The following is a 15,549-nucleotide window of genomic DNA, read 5'->3' on the forward strand; positions in this document are numbered from 1 at the left end:
GCGTCACAGTTCGGCATCCTCTGGCAAGACATTGAGGCTCATGCTCCCAGAGTGCTCGACACGCTCGATGAACATACCGAGGTGCTTGGCGAGCTTCTCCAAGGCGCTGTTCTTGTCCCAGACCTTGATCTTGTGGACGTGCTCGACCCCGCCGTCGCCGATGTTGCGGGTCACCACTTCGACCGACGCGACTGCGGCGGCTGTATCGTCATCCCACTCCTCCGGACGAAGCAGGCTGCCGTTCGCATCAAATAGGCGACGAAGGTCGGAGAAGCCGATACGAGAAAGCTCTTTCAGAACACGCTCGACGGTTGCTTCCGCCTTGAGGGCGCCCTTGCCTTGGATTTCGGCTACGCGCTCTTGAATGCTTTCATTTGCATTCAAACGTGCTGCATTTCCCCGGTTAGGCTTAAACCCCGCAAGCTGATATGCCTCGTCGGCCGTCTTACCTTTGGCGAGTTCCTGCGCGAACTTCTCGTGCCGTGCGTTCTTTAGGACGGGCATCGGTTAACCTTGGGGATCAAACATGGAAGACAAAGACAAACGATCAGATCTGCACCGGGCTAAACTCGGGATGGCTATGGTGTCTGCTTGCTTGGTGCAGACGCTGAATGAAACCGACCCGACGTTTCAGCAGCGATTCCTAAAGCGCATGGAAGCCGCCTATCGCGTACTGAAAGACAACACCGACGGAGATGTTAAGGAGCAGTTGGAGGCTCTTTCGTGGACGATGGAGTTGCTGACGGGGTGGGACCCCATCGGTGGGCGTCAGGCACCCTTCCTTGCCGACTATGAGCCATGACTTTGATGGTGTCACAATTTCTACCCTCGCCTGAGGGTACAAGTTAAGACATCGGGGAACCGGGCCTTGGGTCCGGCTCCCTATTCAGACATGCGTCGGCTGTCAGGACCAGGCTCGCGCTTTAAAAATCAGCACCCACTGATACGTGCTGCGCTCGATTACCTGGTGGACCTCATATCCTTCTGCTGCCTTCTCGTTAATGAAGGCCTGCATGCTCTTGAGGCCGTCTGGGCCGGTATCGAAGAAGGGCTCAACGAGGTATTCGGGCATCCTCATCTCCTCAAAGCTATGGCCCCGCGATTGCGCTACTGAGCTCTCAGTGGGCTCTATGCCGACGATCTCGTCCTTCAGGCGATAGGAATACACGATGTATTCTTTTGTCCTACCTTGCGCTTCGAATGCTGCTTGGGCGGGCAGGTTGTTGGCGTGCGTCATGCAGTTGATTGAAACGACCTTTCCTTGCTCTTTGGCTTTGTCGCGAAGGGCATAGAAAAGATCCGTGTGGACACCTTTCCGTCGATGCTCGCGCAGCACGTAGGAGAGCGTGATATCCCAGCTCTCCCCGTCGCAGTCGCAGGTGAGGAAGCCGATTGCCTTGCCGTCTTTACCGATGGCTGCCATGCAGGAATCCGTGAAAAGCGGCGGAGTTTGCGGCCCGCGCCCGATCGCGAACCCACTCTCTTCGAGGTAAGTCAATGCCTGCGGCACCAACTCCCACGCTGGTGAATCCGCGTAGTGCTTATAGAAGCGGATGCAGTACGGGCCCTCAGGGGTGGGCTGGTCGTACTGTTGGGAACGGGGGATCTTCACTTGACGCTCCTGAAAAGAAAAAGCCGCCACCGATGGTGAGGGATGACTTGGTTGCGGCGACAAGCTTGGAAACTGTGATCCTCCAGCTTATGAAGATGGCGAGATGCCGGGCTCCTCTACGCCGACTTTTGGAGAGAAGAGCAGCACCCACCGGTGTGCGCTTCCGCGCACTATCTGGCGAGCGAATAACCTTTGCCCTCCCACTCGCTTATGAGCGCATCCCTGCCAGACATACCCGTAGGGCCTGAATCGTATTCGACGACGCGGTAGCACATGGAGACCTCGCGGTAGCACATGGTGACCTGTTTCTGTGGGAGTAGCCCGTTCGGTGCGCTTCTTCGAGCGGTAACGGGACTAGTTACATGGGGAGGCGGCTGGCTGAGTGCTAACCTCTAATCGCCTTTTACAATATCCCACTCGCGCTGGCCATCTTGGCTGAGGCTTTTTCCAACCAGTGTTAACGTTATCTAATGTGAGGAAGAGCCGGCGTTGCCTTCCTCGTACTCATGGCTGGGAATCGAACCCGGTCTTTCGTGGTTATGAGCCACGCGGCTTACCAGATGCCCTGCCTGCGGAGGTGGCGTGTCCCTACGGTTGCGGTCCTCATGGCGTTGTTCTACTCGACTTTTAGCTATTTCTGATGCAAGCTAAAATTGCTGTTGAGCACGAAGCGGGGGGCAATAATGAGTCAGGCAGACGCCCAGACGATAGGCCCCGGCCCGTTATTCCAGGGCGCGGTCGATCTTCTCAAGTTCGGTCCGCTGGGTTTGGCGGGACTGATGTTGGTGCTTGTCATTGTGGCGCTCGCAGTTCGGGACATGAGCCCAGGGCGGGAGCGTTTACTCAAGCTGTATATGTACGTAGGAGCGTTTTGCTTCGTGGTCTCCGCCGTTCTCAGCGCCATAACACCAACGAGTGTTCACATGGTTCACTTTCGCGTGGAACCCTTAGCTCAAGGAGCGGTCGCAGCTTTTCCGCCGCCACAAATCACGATCAACAGTGACTCGCTGACGCCGCCGCTTAAATATCCAGTTAAGTCTGAAGTGACCGCAATCATCGATGTTAGCGATGCTATTGAATTCGTAAGAAACTTCCGACAGCAAATCCGTGAGCAAGACGGCAGGATGCATCAGATTGATCTAAGGATGAAAGAGGCTGTCTCGCAGCTTGATGATGCCCTGGAAAACTTTCGTAAGTCGAGCGATCTGGCTGTTGGTCCCATATGCAGTGGGGGCGCCCATGGGGTGCCGAGTCAGCTAGCTGGACAGATCTCACAACTGAACGCAGCCGTATCGTCCAACCTTGGCGCAGTCCGCGCAAACATGTCGGCCGTGCGAGATAAGCTTATCCCCGGGGACCTCAATCCCTGAACTCTCGCCTGTGCCCCTATAGTCCTTTGCCCTTCTGCGAGACCTAAAAGCGACCACCTACCGCATAGACGCGGACAGGCACTTATCTACTGGAAAAACAAAAAAGGCCGGGGCGAAATCGCACCGACCTTCCTCATCATCGCTTACCAAACCAGTGCCAGTACATCCGTGGTCAAAAGTCGAAAACGATGTGGCAATTGCGAGCGGCGAGCTTGTCAGCGCTCATAAGCAATGCCGATGACCAGCATATAGAGGGCCACTGTGTTCTAAACAAGGTGGGATGCGTGAAATCTGAATTTTGGGCGCATTTCTCCTACCGCCTATTTCGGCGGTGGCCCGGCGAGTGTTCCCTCGATTGAGGTCCGCAACTGAACAGCCACACAAATCACTTGAGGAAACCTATACGGCTTTGCGCAGATTTTCAACCTCTGCATCAGCCGTGAGTGTGTTCAATTCACTGATAATTTTCTGGACGCGCTCTTTGATCTGCGGGCTTAGAGAATCTATAGCTCTCTCCGCCTGATCGACCATGGAGACGCGAGCTTTTCGGCCCTTTGGCAGGATCTTGCGGAGCTGGCCGCGCAGGTGCTGGATTTGCTCGTGGCGCTCGTTCTCCTTCCGGCAGTGCTGTTCGTAGAGGAAGGCTTGCCGTCGCTCGTGCTCTGCGAAGTAAAGGGCCTCGATGGTCGAATCCGGGAATTCGAGCGGTCCGTAGTTCGCGCCCCGAAGGAAGCACACGACACCCTCGACGCTCCTGAGCTCCTCGAAGTTCAGCCTGGGCAGGTTCACGAACGCATACCCGACAAGGAACGGAAACCGCTTCTGGAGGATCTGTTTGGTCCGGTGATGCCTCAGCTCGGTGTAGAACGACGGCATGAAGATGTCGAAGCCGTCCTTGCGGCAGTTCCGCTCGATGATCGACTCCATGCGCCGGCTTTCTGGGAGGCGCTCGTCGACCGCCGCCATGCGCTGATAGCCCGGGGCCGTCCTGATTGCGTACCAACGTGATCGGCTCATGCTTTTCCCTCGTACTTTTTCGGCAATGACCGAGAATGGTGGTTTCGGCAGTAGCGGCCCGTTGTTTCCGCCGCACAGAAAAGGTACGGGCCGCCGTTTCCAAGCGGCCAGCAGCATTCGCCGGCCGTGAGGTGGTGGAGGAGCTTTGCGGATTGAAGCCGCTCGGCGTCATAGGCAGTCGCCGGGATCTCCGGTTCCCGCTTCAGTTCCGGCGCCAACTTGCGAGGCCGCGCCGTCTTCGCTGGGCCCGGTGCGCGTGTCTTCTTCCCAGCATCACCGCGCCACGGGAACAGACCGCGGTTTCGGAAGGCCAGTCCGACAATGACGTTTCGGCTGACGCCAAAGCGCCTTGCGATCTGGGAGGCGGAGAGATCATCCTTCCAGAGCTTCGCAGCAGCCTCGATGTCTACGGTGCGATGCTGGATGGTCATGCCGCGCGCTCCTCTTCGACCGGCTCCGCCGCTTCGATTTCGGATTTCACCTTGCCGCGCCAGGCCATCTGCTCGGCGGAGACCTGGCTGGCATCGGGGAGAGCCAGCATTCGGGCGAGCTCGTCGGCGCGCTCCGGAGATACCGCCGGCGGCTGGACGTTCAGCTTTGTCTGGATCCTGCTGCGGTTGACGCGGACGGCGATCGGCGACCAGACCTCGTCGATTGCCCACAGGTGGACGGAGCCGGCAGGCAATTCCCGCGATTTGGCGAGCTGGGCGAATTCCAAATGGTCGACACCTTCGGCAACCCTGACGAAGCCCTTCTCCGCTAGTGCGATGGCGCGCTCACGCTGGGTGACGCGTAGATCCATAAGCCCATGTGAGCTGGGCACCGTTCGGCTGACCGAGTCCTCGATCGCCCTGAGCGTTTCCTGCTTGCGTATCCGGTCCTCGCGGAGGAGACGGCATTCAGCGTTGGCCATGGCTGCAAGCTCCGCCGGCAGCGGAATGAAAGCCTTGTTGATGTTTTCGTATTCGCCGCGCTTCAGCTTCACGTAGGCCCGGCGCAGTCCGTAGACCGGCACGTTGCGAAGGGACAGGCGGTATTCTTCGACTGGGTTTGCAGCAGTGATCGTTTCGGAGATCCGCATCCCGCCGCTCATGAGGCCTTCGATGCACTGGCCGATTTCGTCGGCGCCGGCCGGGGCAAGCTGCTCAGTGAGAGCGGAAATCTCCTGCTGCAAGGTCGACAGTTTGGCCGGCAAATTGTTCATCTGGTTCACCGTAGAGTTCTCGTTTCAGCCTTGCGTGGATGTCGTGATGGCGCTGCATGGATGGGCTTTGAGGCCGCGGCGGCGATTGGGCCTGCGGATGCTGGCGCCCTCCTCCCCGGTCCTGGTCACGAGTGAGCCAGGAAACGACGAAGCGTTTCATGCCCTTGCTGGTCTTGCGGTTCTTGGGATTGGCGTTGAGCCACGAGCGCATCGCCGCGAGCTGCTGGCGAACGTTCACGGCGGGGAAGGCCTCGGACCACTCGGCCACGTCTGCCTCTGTGAGCGGGATCATGTCGCCGTTGACGGTCGGAAGCTCGATCACCGTCGGCGAGGCCGGAGCGGATTTTTCCGGCTCCGGGCAAACATCCGAACGGAGTGAGGATATGTTGGTGTCTGGTGTACTGGTGTCTTTTGTGTTTCGTTTTTGTTTCGCTTCAGCACCTTCCGTTGTTTCAGAATGTGTTTCAGCGTTTTGATATTTGCTGTAATTACAGACATTTACGAGCGTCTTCCCTGTTTCAGAAGATGTTTCAATCATGTTCTGGCTGGAAAGCAGCTCAAGGAACTTGTGAACGCGGCGCGTCGAGGTCCATTTCCATGCCGCCTGCATCTCGCGAATGGTCACGAACAGGCTTCCTGCAGGGACAGGCATGACAGACGCGCCAATGCGATGCACGGTGTCTTTCCATGCCGCTTTGGAGATGAGCCACAGCCAGGCTTCACGCTCGCTGAACGGTTCAGCGGCGAACACCTCGTGATCGAAGATTGAGGTCTGGACGCGAATCCACCGGCTCATTCTACCACCACGACTTTTCTGTCTCGTCGTAGCCGGCGAAACGAACGGGCTTACGGGGAGCGTTCAGAGCCGCCATCTGGCATACCGTCGGGCCCAGCCGATCGCGGTTCATCTTCATATTGATGAGGGTGTCGGCCTCGTGTTCCTTGATGTCCAAGGCCTCGGCGATCGCCATCGTGTCGGGCCCAAACTTGGCGTAGGCTTCCAGGAAGGTCACGCCACACCTCCCGGCTCGTGGAACAAACACAGCCCAGCATCGGTTGCGCGATCAAAGAGGAGGTCTGAATGCCTACCACGCCGATCCCCAAGCCCGATGACCCTGAATTCCCGCCAGACATGCCGACGGATGTGCCGCCAGATCTGCCGGAGCCACCGATCGAAGAGCCAGAGCCCGACGTCGGCCCGGACGCACCCGACATCAGTCCGGTGCCCGGCAAGGAGGTTCCGTCGAAGATGAGCGGTTGAACCCGTCATGCCGCACCTCCCTGCTCTCGGCGCGCGGCAACATCGATCGACTTCTGATAGTCTTCGCGGATGTCACGCAACATCTTGAGCTTGGCACGCTGGACGGAGTTGCCGCCATCACCGATTCGGGAGCGCAAACCGGTTATTTCGCTGTCGAGAAAAGCGATCTTTTCTGGGATCATCGCCGGCATCCGTTTACCCGCTCTTCTTGGCCGGAAGGACGTGTTCCGCCGCTTCGAACAACCGGCATGCCTTTGCGGTGTGCGGGATGAGACGGTTGGCTTTGTTCAGGATAGGACGGTTGCAGCGGGCTTTTTTCAGCTCGCAGGGCGTTTTTGCATGACGCTTGCCGAAGTAGCCCGGGTCTGCGGGGATATTCTCGGTACCCCCTGACACTTTCCTCGATTTCCATACGTGCCAAAAGATGCACTCGCGACAAGTTTTGCCTTCCGGACCCGTGCCGGCGATGTGCGCTTGGCCTAAGTAGGTTTCAGCAATCGGCCGGTGCACGTCTTTTGCGGTCAGATGTTCACTGAAAAGAAGATGCTCTGCCATCGCCTTGCCTCCGATTGATGTAGGTGTGGTGGTCATGCGGCTTCCCTCTGAACAGCGAGGTGGCTGCAGTTCGCCGAGACCAGCGCACAGGCGACCGGGGGCGAGACAGAGTTGCCGACACAGGAGACCTGGACCGACTTCGAGAACTCGCGCCAGACTGGGCCGGCGCCGTCTGCTTGATAGTTCCAAGCACCATCAATGACGTAGTCGGACGGGAACCCCTGCGCATTGAAGAGTTCGCGCGGGGTTAGCATCCGCATTCCGATGTCGACGATTACGAAGGTCTCGCCCGAGATCTCGACTGTGACGAACTCGCGATCGTCCCAGAAGCCGTGCGCGCGCATGAAGTCAGCGACTTGGCGCGCGCGGTCGGCCTGCGCCTCTGTGAAGGGCGGGACGCTGATAGTCGCCTCGACGTGGCCGTGCCGATCTTTGGTCGTTACCGTCCGCATCGGCTCGGTCTCGTGCTGGCCGTCGCCCGTGCCGTAGTATGCCTGCAGGTAGGGCATGACGAGCTGCGACTTGCCACCACCGTCCGCCATAACCGTCGCTGCAGGATCGTCAACGGCATGACCCGTCGAGGTGCCAAACTGGCGAGCGACAAATGCAGATACGAGGCTCTGTTGGCTTCCCGATTGGGTGATGGTCGCCAACGGTTCATCCGCCGCACGGCCCGGACGAGCGGTCTCGCTACCATCGGGGCGCGGATCCCCATTGTGTTGGACCATGAAAGCAACTATTGGGCTCTGCGTGCTGCCCCTGCCGACGATTGTCGACAGTGGTTCGCACGCATCATGGCCAGGCTCAAGATAGTTGTTTTGCGCAAGGAAGGCGACCGCAACGCAGCCATCCGCCTTGGCCGTGATCGTTCCGACAGGCTCGTCGCCAGCACGCGGACGGCTTTGCCCTGCCCGGCCGCCACAACCCACCAGCGTCGGCACGATGACGGAATTCTGATCCTTGCTGCTGGCAGTAATGGTGTGGTGCGGATCCGCCACCGAGCGGACGGAGCCGCCTTGCTGAGCAGCGGTCAGAACCGGCGCAATGATGCCCAAAGGCGCTGCGCCACCCGGCCGCTTGATAAAGCTGTTCGCCGTCACCGTTGACAGCGGATCGCGCATATCCTGTCCGGTCGCGCCGGTGTTGAAGCGGATCACCGAGGGGGCAACGACGGCATGGCTGATACCTCCTGCGGTGACGACGCCGTGCGGTTCGTCAATGGGATACTCCCTGCGACCCCCGCTATCGCCGTGCGCGACACTGACCAAGAACGGACGCTCCGCATCAAGCACATAGCGCTTCATGCCGCGGGCCACGCGGGCCATCGTTGCATCCGCGAGCGGTCGCACCGCGCGTAGCTGGTGCTTCGCCCAGATCTCTGCCGAAGTGTCGAAGGTCGAGGGGCAAGGCAGAGACCAGTCAATGCATTCAGCTGCGGTGCGCCACGGCAGCTTCCTGCCGGACATCACATCCGGGTCCTCAGGTTTACCGTGAGTGGGCTCAGGCCAGGCAATCGGCTTGCCGTCGAACCGAATGATCACGAACAGCCGCTTGCGGATCGTAGGAGCGCCATAGTCGCAGGCACGCAGCTCGCGAAACTCGATCTTGCCGCCGAGCCGCCGAAGCTTCTTGCACCATTTCTCGAAGTTCTCGCCGCGTCGCTCAGGGTCAGGCATCAGCCCGCGATCGGTCGCGACCAGCGGACCGTAATCTTTGAACTCCTCGACGTTCTCCATGATGACGACATCGACGCGGCCGCCACTCTTCTGGATGCGCTCGATCCAGCCAGGAATGATCCAGCAAAGATCGCGGATGTTGCGCTCCACGGGCTTGCCGCCTTTGGCCTTGGAGAAATGCTTGCAGTCCGGGGAGAACCAGGCGAGGCCGATGTGCTTGCCCTTGAGGTGGTCGAGAGGATCGACGCGATAGACGTTCTCGGAGAGGTGGTGCGTCTCTGGATGATTGGCCGCGTGGAGCGCCAGCGCATCAGGGTTGTGGTTGATGGCGATGTCCGGCGAGCGGCCGAGCGCCATCTCAATGCCGGTCGAGGCTCCACCGCCGCCGGCGAAGCTATCGACGATAAGGGGCGCGCCGACATAGGCGGAGGCCATCAAAGCGCCGGTGCTAGTCTCGCTGAAAAGGTCAGTCCTGAACATTGCGATCCCCCTCTTCTTCCCTCAGCTCAGGCGCGATTGCGAATGCCAAGCGCCGAGCGAACCGCAGCAACGATCGAGCGAACGAGATGCGCATCCTCGCCACCAAGGAGGGCTGTGGCCCTTGCGATTGCATCGTCATTCTTCCGCACCTCCTGCCGTGCCTGGTAGATAAGCCCGCTCACCGCTTCGACGCGGAACAGCTCTTCAGGCCTGATGGAAATTCGGGGATCGGCGTACCAAGCGTCTCTGGTGCGCGTGTAAGACCAGCCTAGAGAACGGGCTGCCGTTGCGATGCGTGTCTGGACGCTGCCGACAGACGGAGGTGCTATCTCCCTCCGCAGTGCGTGCTGACAAAATGCGATCGTGGACATTTCTGATTTCTCCGACGACTTCTCGGACATTTCCGACAACTCCTGTGCGACCTTCATCTCGTTCAAGGAGACGCGGATGCGCACAGGCATTACTTCCGATGGAGAGGACGGCGCCGTTGGCGCGGCTGCCGGTCCCTCCCGAGTCTTTCCGTTTCGCAGGACCACCGCCGCAACGTCCGGTCCTGCCGCCGGTGACGCGCCCTCGTCGTCACCGGCAATTTCGTTAGGAGACGCTGTTCAAGCCGTGGTCATGAGACTGGCGAACAAGCGGATCCGATTGAGAGTTGCTGGTCCCGGCCGGGAGGAGGATGACCGGGACCAGCGTTGAGCGCCTCGGGAGGAGGTGAAAGCGCTCAATCCTTTGCGCGGTAGCCGTTCCTCCGGAACTCACGTTCAACGAAGCCAGGAACGATCAATGTCAGGGCTGCCATCCAGAGAACGGCGCCAGCGGATGCAATGAGGATGGACCAGGTCATGCAGCCCTCTTCTGATCTGAACTTGGATTGGACGGAGCGGAGCGGCTCACCTGGGCGCGATGGAAATCCACCCTGCCCTCAATGCTTCTTTGAGCTGCCGCGTCTTCTGATTTGGATGGTCGGAGGTACTCGCTCATGCGACTTCCTCCGTCTGCTCGCGCTTGCGCATGGCAACGGTGCAGGTATGACAATGCTTGTCGCTATAGCCTCCGCAGGCCTCCCCCGGATTGAGGCAGTGAGGCCGCAGGACGTATTTCGGCTTGGCGATGGAATTGGTTGCCGTCTCTCCGGCTGTCACGCTCTCCGCGGCGTTGGCGACGTTGGTTGCGGCGTTCCGTGCGCGCTCCGCGCTGCCGTCTACATCTTCGCCTCCTGCGTTGGCGCCGGCGGCTTCCGCCTCAGCGCTGGGGGATTCGGTCTCGCCCTGAGCGGCAGAGGCGATCTCGGAATTGGAAACAGCGCTTTCTTCGGCCTCGCGCGCTGCCAGCGAGGTTTCAACGGCAGGAGCCGTGCCGGCCAAAGCTTCGTGGTCTTCCGCATCTTCGCGGGCGATCATGATGTCGACGGCGGCGATCAGAGCCGCGCGGCCGACTTCCGTCTGCACGCCGGCAGCAATCGTCTCGACGAGCTTGGCGCTGACATCCGCCTCGATGATCTCGCCCGTGGTCGGATCAAATTGTTCAATGATTTCTCGTACGCGGGCGGGCGCAGGCGCATGAGGGGATTTGCCCTCGTAGGCGCACAGGTACAAATCGAAGATGGCGCCCTGCTCCGCGACGGTGTCGTGGCCCTTCTTCGCAACCTTGCGCAGATGAGCGACGACGTTGCCCATGGCCGTCTTGTCGAAACCCATGGACTTGGCTTCCGCGTAGATGTCGCGGATGTCCTCGCCGATCGTGTCCTGCTCTTCCTTCAAGCGAAGGATGCGGTCGATGAAGGCTCTGATCTGGGCGTCGGACGTCATTGTGCGTTCTCCCGAGCTGGGAAGAACTCTTCGGCCTTGAGCGGTATCCTCTTCGACTTTGCATACGCCAGCAGCGCGGGTGCGTCTGTCTGGGGGATCAACCCGCCGGTACCACCCTTCTCTTTCGGGTACATCCAGCGGTACACCCGGGACACGTGCTTGCCGGTGACCTCGGCCACCTTTTCGATGCCGATTTTGCCGATAATGGATTTTGCAGGCTCGAGATGTTTTTCGCTCATGTCGCGAAATTTGCGATTTTCGCGACAACTTGTCAACGGGGTCGCGATAACTTATTTGCGATCTTCGCGATGGAGTTTTTTGCGGAATCCGCGAAGATCGCCGCATGAGTGACCCACAATATGAACTGAAACAATGGCTTGCAGAAAAACTCGCGGCTCGCGGCGTGGCTTCGAAACTCGCCGAAGCTACGGGTATGTCCAACGACAAGATCACGCGATCAAAAGAACTGCACAGCGACGATCCTAAGAAGCGCCGTCAGATATCTCTCCAGGAGATAGAGGCGATGGCGAGATTCTTTAGGGAATTGCCGCCTGGCTTCGAACAAATGACGCGTTGGTTAGAGGATCTGCCCCCCGCCCCCACGGCCAAGCCGATACCAAACGCCAGCTTCCCGCCGCGCTGGCAGCAATTCCCCGGCGATGTTTCGATTCCGCTTCGAGGGCACATTGCCGCCGGAGCCAACGGTCGGTTCATTATGAACGGTCAGGATATCGCCACGGTTTTTTGTCCGCCCGGCCTCGAGGGCGTTGAGGGCGCGTATGCCGTGCAGGTCGACGGCCGCTCCGGCGAGCCACGCTTCTTTCACGGCGAGACGGCGTGGGTGAACCCTCATCAGAAGGTCCGACAGGGCGACGATGTCGTAGTGCAGATCCTGGAAGACGATGAGATATCAAGCTACCTCAAGCGGTTCGTTTCCAGATCCGCCGATGTGCTTCGCCTCTACCAGTACAACCCCGGCAAAGGCGAAAGCCACGATCTGGAGTTTCCTACGGACAAAGTTTTCAGCGTCCACAAAGTTGTGTTTCATGCGATGCTTTGAAGCGCTTCGTCGCAGCGCCATGTTGGCCGGACGGTCAAATTGCGGAATGCCGGCGGCATCTTTGGGCACTCGCTGCAGCGGATCTTTCGGCATAACTGCATGTAGTTGTGAACACCGAGTTCCGCGGCTTTCATTAGGTTATCGAGGCGGAGAATGCGGGAATGCCCGCAATCATCGCAAGCTACGTACACGCTCTCAAGTTCAACGACGAGCCGCAAGGCGTCGGGGTGATCTACGGGAGCGTTAGGGCTCATTTCTGTCTCCTGCGATGTTCCGTCTTTGTTCTCATAAAAACAGCAGGAATGCAGCCGTGAGTCGAGTCGGTTTTCGGAAATATTTCGCTTGCCACAACAGGTAGGGGAAAGATTGCCGGCGGCGCAATATGTGAGGTCTGATTTTGAGCGATCATGAATTTGGCAATGTCTCCACCGACCTGAAACTGTCTCTTGTGGAAGCATATTTGAAGGCGTTCACGACTGCTCTCCGCCCTCAATTCCCCGAGCTTTGGTATATCGACGCATTCGCGGGTACCGGCGAGCGCGTCATCAAGCAGACTGCTGTTCCTGCCGACCTAATGCCAGGTCAAGCTGAAAAAATTGAGCGTCGACGAGGGTCGGCTCAAATCGCGTTAGACATCAGACCGGCCTTCGACCGCATCGTCTTCATGGAGAAGAAGAAAAGCTACTGCTCTGCCCTGGAGCGTTTGAAAGAGCAGTATCCGGGCCGGAACATTGATATCGTCCGGGGCGACGCCAATGCCGCTATCGAGGCGGAAATTCAAGCAATGAAGTGGGTTGGCAAGCGCGCGGTGATGTTCCTCGATCCTTACGGCATGGCTGTGAACTGGACAACGCTCGAACGTATCCGCAAGACGGAGGCGATCGACGTCTGGTACCTTGTGTCCTTGGCCGGCTTATTTCGCCAAGCAACGCGCGACCCGGAGAAGCTTGATGACAGCAAGCGGGTTGCGATCACAAGGATGCTCGGAACCGACGAGTGGATTGAAGCCTGGTACAACAGGCCGAAGAAAGAAGACCTTCTCGGCGAGTATGACGATGTTTATCAGCGCGTCGCTGACGTAGAGGCGATAGAGAGCTTCGTTGGTAAGCGCCTCAAGAGCCTGTTCCCTGCCGTCCTTCCCCCCAAGCGGCTCAAGAATGCTAATGGGGCACCCATGTTTTCACTGTTCCTAGCTATTTCTAACCCCGCTGGAAAAGCCATCGGCTTGGCGACTAAGATCGGAAATAGCATCCTCAAAGCGTAGCCGCCGGAACATCATCCCAAATACGGCCGCGATAAGATCGCCCAGCCACCTTCTTGTTCTTACCCCCCCACTGCTTGAAGAAGAATGCCGCGCCGACGTCAGTACACATTGCGAAGATCTCGTCGATCCACAGCGGATCCATCGGCCGCGCGTTTGGGCCGGACTCGCCCCCAACGATAGCCCAATGGATGCCGTTCAATCGCCCAGCGGCAACGGAACCTATCAACGGCTCGAACGAGACGAAACGGATTGCTGCAGGGACTCTGCGCAGGTCGTCAAGCCGGTCTGTCACGCGACCATCCTCTACGCTGGTCCCCAGCCATACATTCGGCAGAACATCGAAGCCGCGCAGAATATTAGCCATCCGGTCCGGCCGTTTGGTCAGGATCTGGTATGTGTGGCGGCGTGTCTCGGCCATCGCTCGCCACACTTTTCGGATGAACTCCACCGGTACGTCTGGGTGAAATAGGTCGGACATCGAGTTGACGAATACATTCCGTGGCTTTGACCAGGTCGATGGCACAGAAAGCGCGCTCTCGTCGAGATAGAGGTCGCCCGTCCATTTCGCTCGACCGCCGCTCTTGCGCGTCAGGCCCCGGTACTTCTCGAGCCCCATGGCTTCAAGGCGCGCCGCCATACGCATCGCGTAGCAGTTGGTGCACCCCGCACTCATTATCGAGCAGCCGGCTACCGGATTCCACGTTGCATCAGTCCATTCGATTGATGTTTCAGCCATAGGACGCTCCCCGACCTTCAGAGATAAGCGATAGTTGCGATTTGGTTAAAGATCGGTTGCGCGCCGCCAGTCTCTCTCAGGCCGATTCTTGAGGCCGAAATCTACCACGCGGAGAATCTGGGGGCCAAGTCAATTTTGCGAAATAGCGACAATCGCAAATTTATGTGTTGACTTATTTTGCGATAGTCGCGAATATCTCCTTCGTCAGCGAGACGCCGTGGACACACGGCCGCGCCGGGAGATGAAACGATGGGCACGATGGTTACGCGATACAGGATTGAGGATGAGGTGGGCCGCGTCCTGACGGTCGAAGGCTTCTTCTCCTATGAAGCGGATGACGCTCTGCAGTTCCGGTCGGAAGACGAGGCCTACGAGGAAGCAAGCGCCTTCCCCGGCACGACCGTCGAGCGCTTCGAACGCTATTCGAGCTTCCCCGATTTCTTCCTCTCCGAAGCCGTCTCGGTCCAGAGGAGCTCAGCGTGATCACCGCAGCGCAACTTCGCGACTTCGCTTTCTTCCTCTCGAACACCAGCAGGTGGGAACTTGAGAAGGCCGGCATTATTGCGCCCGGCCCGAGCGGCGACACTGCCTGGAAGCGTTTCAACAACGACTTCGACGTGTTCGTGATCAAGCTCTCCGCCGCGAAACTGAAGGCCCTTGCGGACATGATCGCCGGTTACCTGCAGGTGAGCGAATACTCCCGCGAGCAGGCGGCAGCGGCTGCACGGAAGGTGGCGTGATGACCCGCCCCGTCTCCTACGCCTGCGATCCTGCGCAGGGCTATTGCGAATGCGGCCGCTGCGCCCTCCCGCCAGCGCGCAACATCGATCTGGACGCGGTCGCCAACCTGAACCGCGCCACCACCGCAACCGCCATGTGCCTGGTCCTGATCGCCCTCCTCCTCGGCATTTTCGCCGCGGGCCTTTGGCGGACGGAACAGGTGCACAAAGCAATCGTCGCCGAAAGGAATGTCTGATGGCCATGCCCGACCTTGAGTTCAACATTCATCGCCAGACCGAGGCGGCGAAGTCGCTTCTGTCCAGCCTTCGCGACCAAGGCGTTGATGATGACGCCGAACTGGTCGCTGACGCCATCGAGGGCGAGACCAACCTCCTCGAGGCTATCGAAGCCGCCCTCGCGCAGATCGACGAGTGCGACGTCCTCATTACCGGCTTGAAAGCCAAGGAAGAGGAATTCGAGACCCGCCGCAAGTCGATTGAGCGCCGCGCCGAGCGCGTGCGGGCTTTGATCGAGCAGGCTATGCTCGCCACCGATCAAACCTCGCTGAAGTTGCCGACAGCCACCCTGTCGCTCACGAAGCGAGCTCCCGGCCTGATCGTCAACAGCGAAGCGGACATCCCTTCCCGCTTCTTCGTCGAGCAAGAGCGCCCCGCGCCGAAGCTGGACAAAAAGGCCTTAGCCGCCGCGATCAAAGCCGGCGAGCAAGTGCCCGGCGCCAACCTCGACAACGGTTCCGTCTCTCTTTCCGTCCGGAGGAAGTAA

At 59.2% G+C, this 15,549-nt stretch carries 25 protein-coding genes; 10 read left to right on the forward strand and 15 right to left on the reverse strand.

The window, feature by feature from the left end; all coding sequences use genetic code 11:
- Positions 1–3: 3 nt before the first annotated feature.
- Positions 4–504 carry a terminase small subunit gene (locus PZL22_RS11680; protein WP_284718664.1) on the reverse strand — a complete coding sequence of 167 codons (501 nt, stop codon included), beginning with the start codon at positions 502–504 and terminating at the stop codon, positions 4–6.
- 22 nt (positions 505–526) lie between these two features.
- On the opposite strand from PZL22_RS11680, the gene PZL22_RS11685 reads away from it, so the two are divergent.
- Positions 527–802, forward strand: coding sequence for a hypothetical protein (locus PZL22_RS11685; protein WP_284718665.1), 276 nt, complete (start codon positions 527–529; stop codon positions 800–802).
- A gap of 102 nt (positions 803–904) precedes the next feature.
- Here PZL22_RS11685 and PZL22_RS11690 read toward each other — a convergent pair whose 3' ends face one another.
- Positions 905–1,612 carry a GNAT family N-acetyltransferase gene (locus PZL22_RS11690; protein WP_127535555.1) on the reverse strand — a complete coding sequence of 236 codons (708 nt, stop codon included), beginning with the start codon at positions 1,610–1,612 and terminating at the stop codon, positions 905–907.
- Positions 1,613–2,295: 683 nt separating this feature from the next.
- Here PZL22_RS11690 and PZL22_RS11695 point away from each other — a divergent pair.
- Positions 2,296–2,982, forward strand: coding sequence for a hypothetical protein (locus tag PZL22_RS11695; RefSeq protein ID WP_284718666.1), 687 nt, complete (start codon positions 2,296–2,298; stop codon positions 2,980–2,982).
- Between the two features lie 399 nt (positions 2,983–3,381).
- On the opposite strand, the gene nusG is transcribed toward PZL22_RS11695, so the two are convergent.
- Genes nusG through PZL22_RS11720 form a run of 5 tightly spaced genes read right to left on the reverse strand, consistent with a single transcriptional unit; the run spans position 3,382 to position 6,216 of the window.
- A complete protein-coding gene (nusG, locus tag PZL22_RS11700; protein ID WP_284718713.1) occupies positions 3,382–3,999 on the reverse strand; it encodes a transcription termination/antitermination protein NusG in 618 nt (205 codons plus the stop codon).
- Positions 3,996–4,430 carry a GcrA family cell cycle regulator gene (locus PZL22_RS11705; protein ID WP_284718667.1) on the reverse strand — a complete coding sequence of 145 codons (435 nt, stop codon included), beginning with the start codon at positions 4,428–4,430 and terminating at the stop codon, positions 3,996–3,998. Before PZL22_RS11705 ends, nusG begins: the two co-directional genes overlap by 4 nt.
- Complete coding sequence (locus tag PZL22_RS11710; protein WP_284718668.1) at positions 4,427–5,203, reverse strand: hypothetical protein; 777 nt, start codon at positions 5,201–5,203, stop codon at positions 4,427–4,429. Before PZL22_RS11710 ends, PZL22_RS11705 begins: the two co-directional genes overlap by 4 nt.
- Entirely contained in the window at positions 5,145–5,999 is an 855-nt protein-coding gene (locus PZL22_RS11715; protein ID WP_284718669.1) for a hypothetical protein, read from the reverse strand. Before PZL22_RS11715 ends, PZL22_RS11710 begins: the two co-directional genes overlap by 59 nt.
- 1 nt (position 6,000) lies before the next feature.
- Positions 6,001–6,216, reverse strand: a complete 216-nt coding sequence (locus PZL22_RS11720; protein ID WP_088199518.1) for a hypothetical protein — start codon at positions 6,214–6,216, stop codon at positions 6,001–6,003.
- A gap of 68 nt (positions 6,217–6,284) precedes the next feature.
- Between PZL22_RS11720 and PZL22_RS31605 the strand changes: the two genes are divergently transcribed.
- Complete coding sequence (locus PZL22_RS31605; RefSeq protein WP_088199519.1) at positions 6,285–6,464, forward strand: hypothetical protein; 180 nt, start codon at positions 6,285–6,287, stop codon at positions 6,462–6,464.
- 5 nt (positions 6,465–6,469) lie between these two features.
- On the opposite strand, the gene PZL22_RS11730 is transcribed toward PZL22_RS31605, so the two are convergent.
- The 4 genes from PZL22_RS11730 to PZL22_RS11745 are packed head-to-tail and all read right to left on the reverse strand — an operon-like array spanning position 6,470 to position 9,576.
- The gene (locus tag PZL22_RS11730; RefSeq protein ID WP_017267228.1) at positions 6,470–6,655 is read right to left on the reverse strand and encodes a hypothetical protein; all 186 of its coding nucleotides are present in this window, start codon (positions 6,653–6,655) and stop codon (positions 6,470–6,472) included.
- 4 nt (positions 6,656–6,659) lie between these two features.
- On the reverse strand, positions 6,660–7,019 hold the full coding sequence (locus PZL22_RS11735; protein WP_127619608.1) for a hypothetical protein: 360 nt from the start codon (positions 7,017–7,019) through the stop codon (positions 6,660–6,662).
- Positions 7,020–7,051: 32 nt separating this feature from the next.
- Positions 7,052–9,175, reverse strand: coding sequence for a DNA cytosine methyltransferase (locus PZL22_RS11740; RefSeq protein ID WP_284718670.1), 2,124 nt, complete (start codon positions 9,173–9,175; stop codon positions 7,052–7,054).
- 26 nt (positions 9,176–9,201) lie between these two features.
- Complete coding sequence (locus PZL22_RS11745) at positions 9,202–9,576, reverse strand: hypothetical protein (RefSeq protein ID WP_020479914.1); 375 nt, start codon at positions 9,574–9,576, stop codon at positions 9,202–9,204.
- Positions 9,577–9,622: 46 nt separating this feature from the next.
- Between PZL22_RS11745 and PZL22_RS11750 the strand changes: the two genes are divergently transcribed.
- Positions 9,623–9,874, forward strand: a complete 252-nt coding sequence (locus PZL22_RS11750) for a hypothetical protein (protein ID WP_127615525.1) — start codon at positions 9,623–9,625, stop codon at positions 9,872–9,874.
- A 25-nt stretch (positions 9,875–9,899) separates the two neighbouring features.
- On the opposite strand, the gene PZL22_RS11755 is transcribed toward PZL22_RS11750, so the two are convergent.
- The 3 genes from PZL22_RS11755 to PZL22_RS11765 form a co-directional block, all read right to left on the reverse strand.
- Complete coding sequence (locus PZL22_RS11755) at positions 9,900–10,022, reverse strand: hypothetical protein (protein ID WP_017274604.1); 123 nt, start codon at positions 10,020–10,022, stop codon at positions 9,900–9,902.
- Positions 10,023–10,155: 133 nt separating this feature from the next.
- Positions 10,156–10,986, reverse strand: coding sequence for a DUF2312 domain-containing protein (locus PZL22_RS11760; RefSeq protein ID WP_284718671.1), 831 nt, complete (start codon positions 10,984–10,986; stop codon positions 10,156–10,158).
- Positions 10,983–11,225, reverse strand: coding sequence for a hypothetical protein (locus PZL22_RS11765; protein WP_015007774.1), 243 nt, complete (start codon positions 11,223–11,225; stop codon positions 10,983–10,985). Before PZL22_RS11765 ends, PZL22_RS11760 begins: the two co-directional genes overlap by 4 nt.
- A gap of 104 nt (positions 11,226–11,329) precedes the next feature.
- Here PZL22_RS11765 and PZL22_RS11770 point away from each other — a divergent pair, with 104 nt between their 5' ends.
- Both PZL22_RS11770 and PZL22_RS11775 read left to right on the forward strand, forming a co-directional pair.
- On the forward strand, positions 11,330–12,046 hold the full coding sequence (locus PZL22_RS11770) for a S24 family peptidase (protein WP_041169327.1): 717 nt from the start codon (positions 11,330–11,332) through the stop codon (positions 12,044–12,046).
- Positions 12,047–12,443: 397 nt separating this feature from the next.
- The gene (locus tag PZL22_RS11775; RefSeq protein ID WP_088199607.1) at positions 12,444–13,310 is read left to right on the forward strand and encodes a three-Cys-motif partner protein TcmP; all 867 of its coding nucleotides are present in this window, start codon (positions 12,444–12,446) and stop codon (positions 13,308–13,310) included.
- Here PZL22_RS11775 and PZL22_RS11780 read toward each other — a convergent pair.
- Positions 13,300–14,046, reverse strand: coding sequence for a DUF5131 family protein (locus tag PZL22_RS11780; protein ID WP_088199523.1), 747 nt, complete (start codon positions 14,044–14,046; stop codon positions 13,300–13,302). The two genes, PZL22_RS11775 and PZL22_RS11780, sit on opposite strands and share 11 nt — an antisense overlap.
- A 249-nt stretch (positions 14,047–14,295) precedes the next feature.
- On the opposite strand from PZL22_RS11780, the gene PZL22_RS11785 reads away from it, so the two are divergent.
- The 4 genes from PZL22_RS11785 to PZL22_RS11800 are packed head-to-tail and all read left to right on the forward strand — an operon-like array spanning position 14,296 to position 15,549.
- Complete coding sequence (locus PZL22_RS11785; RefSeq protein WP_015007779.1) at positions 14,296–14,529, forward strand: hypothetical protein; 234 nt, start codon at positions 14,296–14,298, stop codon at positions 14,527–14,529.
- Positions 14,526–14,786, forward strand: coding sequence for a hypothetical protein (locus tag PZL22_RS11790; RefSeq protein ID WP_015007780.1), 261 nt, complete (start codon positions 14,526–14,528; stop codon positions 14,784–14,786). The genes PZL22_RS11785 and PZL22_RS11790 overlap by 4 nt, the downstream gene beginning before the upstream one ends.
- Positions 14,786–15,022, forward strand: coding sequence for a hypothetical protein (locus PZL22_RS11795; protein ID WP_015007781.1), 237 nt, complete (start codon positions 14,786–14,788; stop codon positions 15,020–15,022). The genes PZL22_RS11790 and PZL22_RS11795 overlap by 1 nt, the downstream gene beginning before the upstream one ends.
- Entirely contained in the window at positions 15,022–15,549 is a 528-nt protein-coding gene (locus PZL22_RS11800; RefSeq protein ID WP_015007782.1) for a siphovirus Gp157 family protein, read from the forward strand. The genes PZL22_RS11795 and PZL22_RS11800 overlap by 1 nt, the downstream gene beginning before the upstream one ends.

This window comes from Ensifer meliloti (genome assembly GCF_030064585.1).
Lineage (GTDB): Bacteria > Pseudomonadota > Alphaproteobacteria > Rhizobiales > Rhizobiaceae > Sinorhizobium > Sinorhizobium meliloti.

What these genes read in the sequence shown, in the direction of transcription:
- PZL22_RS11760 (WP_284718671.1), bottom strand. Translation starts at nt 10,986, where the DNA reads ATGACGTCCGACGCCCAGATCAGAGCCTTCATCGACCGCATCCTTCGC.
- PZL22_RS11800 (WP_015007782.1), top strand. Translation starts at nt 15,022, where the DNA reads ATGGCCATGCCCGACCTTGAGTTCAACATTCATCGCCAGACCGAGGCG.
- PZL22_RS11770 (WP_041169327.1), top strand. Translation starts at nt 11,330, where the DNA reads ATGAGTGACCCACAATATGAACTGAAACAATGGCTTGCAGAAAAACTC.
- PZL22_RS11765 (WP_015007774.1), bottom strand. Translation starts at nt 11,225, where the DNA reads ATGAGCGAAAAACATCTCGAGCCTGCAAAATCCATTATCGGCAAAATC.
- PZL22_RS11795 (WP_015007781.1), top strand. Translation starts at nt 14,786, where the DNA reads ATGACCCGCCCCGTCTCCTACGCCTGCGATCCTGCGCAGGGCTATTGC.
- PZL22_RS11740 (WP_284718670.1), bottom strand. Translation starts at nt 9,175, where the DNA reads ATGTTCAGGACTGACCTTTTCAGCGAGACTAGCACCGGCGCTTTGATG.
- PZL22_RS11785 (WP_015007779.1), top strand. Translation starts at nt 14,296, where the DNA reads ATGGGCACGATGGTTACGCGATACAGGATTGAGGATGAGGTGGGCCGC.
- PZL22_RS11730 (WP_017267228.1), bottom strand. Translation starts at nt 6,655, where the DNA reads ATGCCGGCGATGATCCCAGAAAAGATCGCTTTTCTCGACAGCGAAATA.
- PZL22_RS11705 (WP_284718667.1), bottom strand. Translation starts at nt 4,430, where the DNA reads ATGACCATCCAGCATCGCACCGTAGACATCGAGGCTGCTGCGAAGCTC.
- PZL22_RS11750 (WP_127615525.1), top strand. Translation starts at nt 9,623, where the DNA reads ATGCGCACAGGCATTACTTCCGATGGAGAGGACGGCGCCGTTGGCGCG.
- nusG (WP_284718713.1), bottom strand. Translation starts at nt 3,999, where the DNA reads ATGAGCCGATCACGTTGGTACGCAATCAGGACGGCCCCGGGCTATCAG.
- PZL22_RS11680 (WP_284718664.1), bottom strand. Translation starts at nt 504, where the DNA reads ATGCCCGTCCTAAAGAACGCACGGCACGAGAAGTTCGCGCAGGAACTC.
- PZL22_RS11745 (WP_020479914.1), bottom strand. Translation starts at nt 9,576, where the DNA reads ATGTCCGAGAAGTCGTCGGAGAAATCAGAAATGTCCACGATCGCATTT.
- PZL22_RS31605 (WP_088199519.1), top strand. Translation starts at nt 6,285, where the DNA reads ATGCCTACCACGCCGATCCCCAAGCCCGATGACCCTGAATTCCCGCCA.
- PZL22_RS11710 (WP_284718668.1), bottom strand. Translation starts at nt 5,203, where the DNA reads ATGAACAATTTGCCGGCCAAACTGTCGACCTTGCAGCAGGAGATTTCC.
- PZL22_RS11695 (WP_284718666.1), top strand. Translation starts at nt 2,296, where the DNA reads ATGAGTCAGGCAGACGCCCAGACGATAGGCCCCGGCCCGTTATTCCAG.
- PZL22_RS11735 (WP_127619608.1), bottom strand. Translation starts at nt 7,019, where the DNA reads ATGGCAGAGCATCTTCTTTTCAGTGAACATCTGACCGCAAAAGACGTG.
- PZL22_RS11715 (WP_284718669.1), bottom strand. Translation starts at nt 5,999, where the DNA reads ATGAGCCGGTGGATTCGCGTCCAGACCTCAATCTTCGATCACGAGGTG.
- PZL22_RS11780 (WP_088199523.1), bottom strand. Translation starts at nt 14,046, where the DNA reads ATGGCTGAAACATCAATCGAATGGACTGATGCAACGTGGAATCCGGTA.
- PZL22_RS11755 (WP_017274604.1), bottom strand. Translation starts at nt 10,022, where the DNA reads ATGACCTGGTCCATCCTCATTGCATCCGCTGGCGCCGTTCTCTGGATG.
- PZL22_RS11685 (WP_284718665.1), top strand. Translation starts at nt 527, where the DNA reads ATGGAAGACAAAGACAAACGATCAGATCTGCACCGGGCTAAACTCGGG.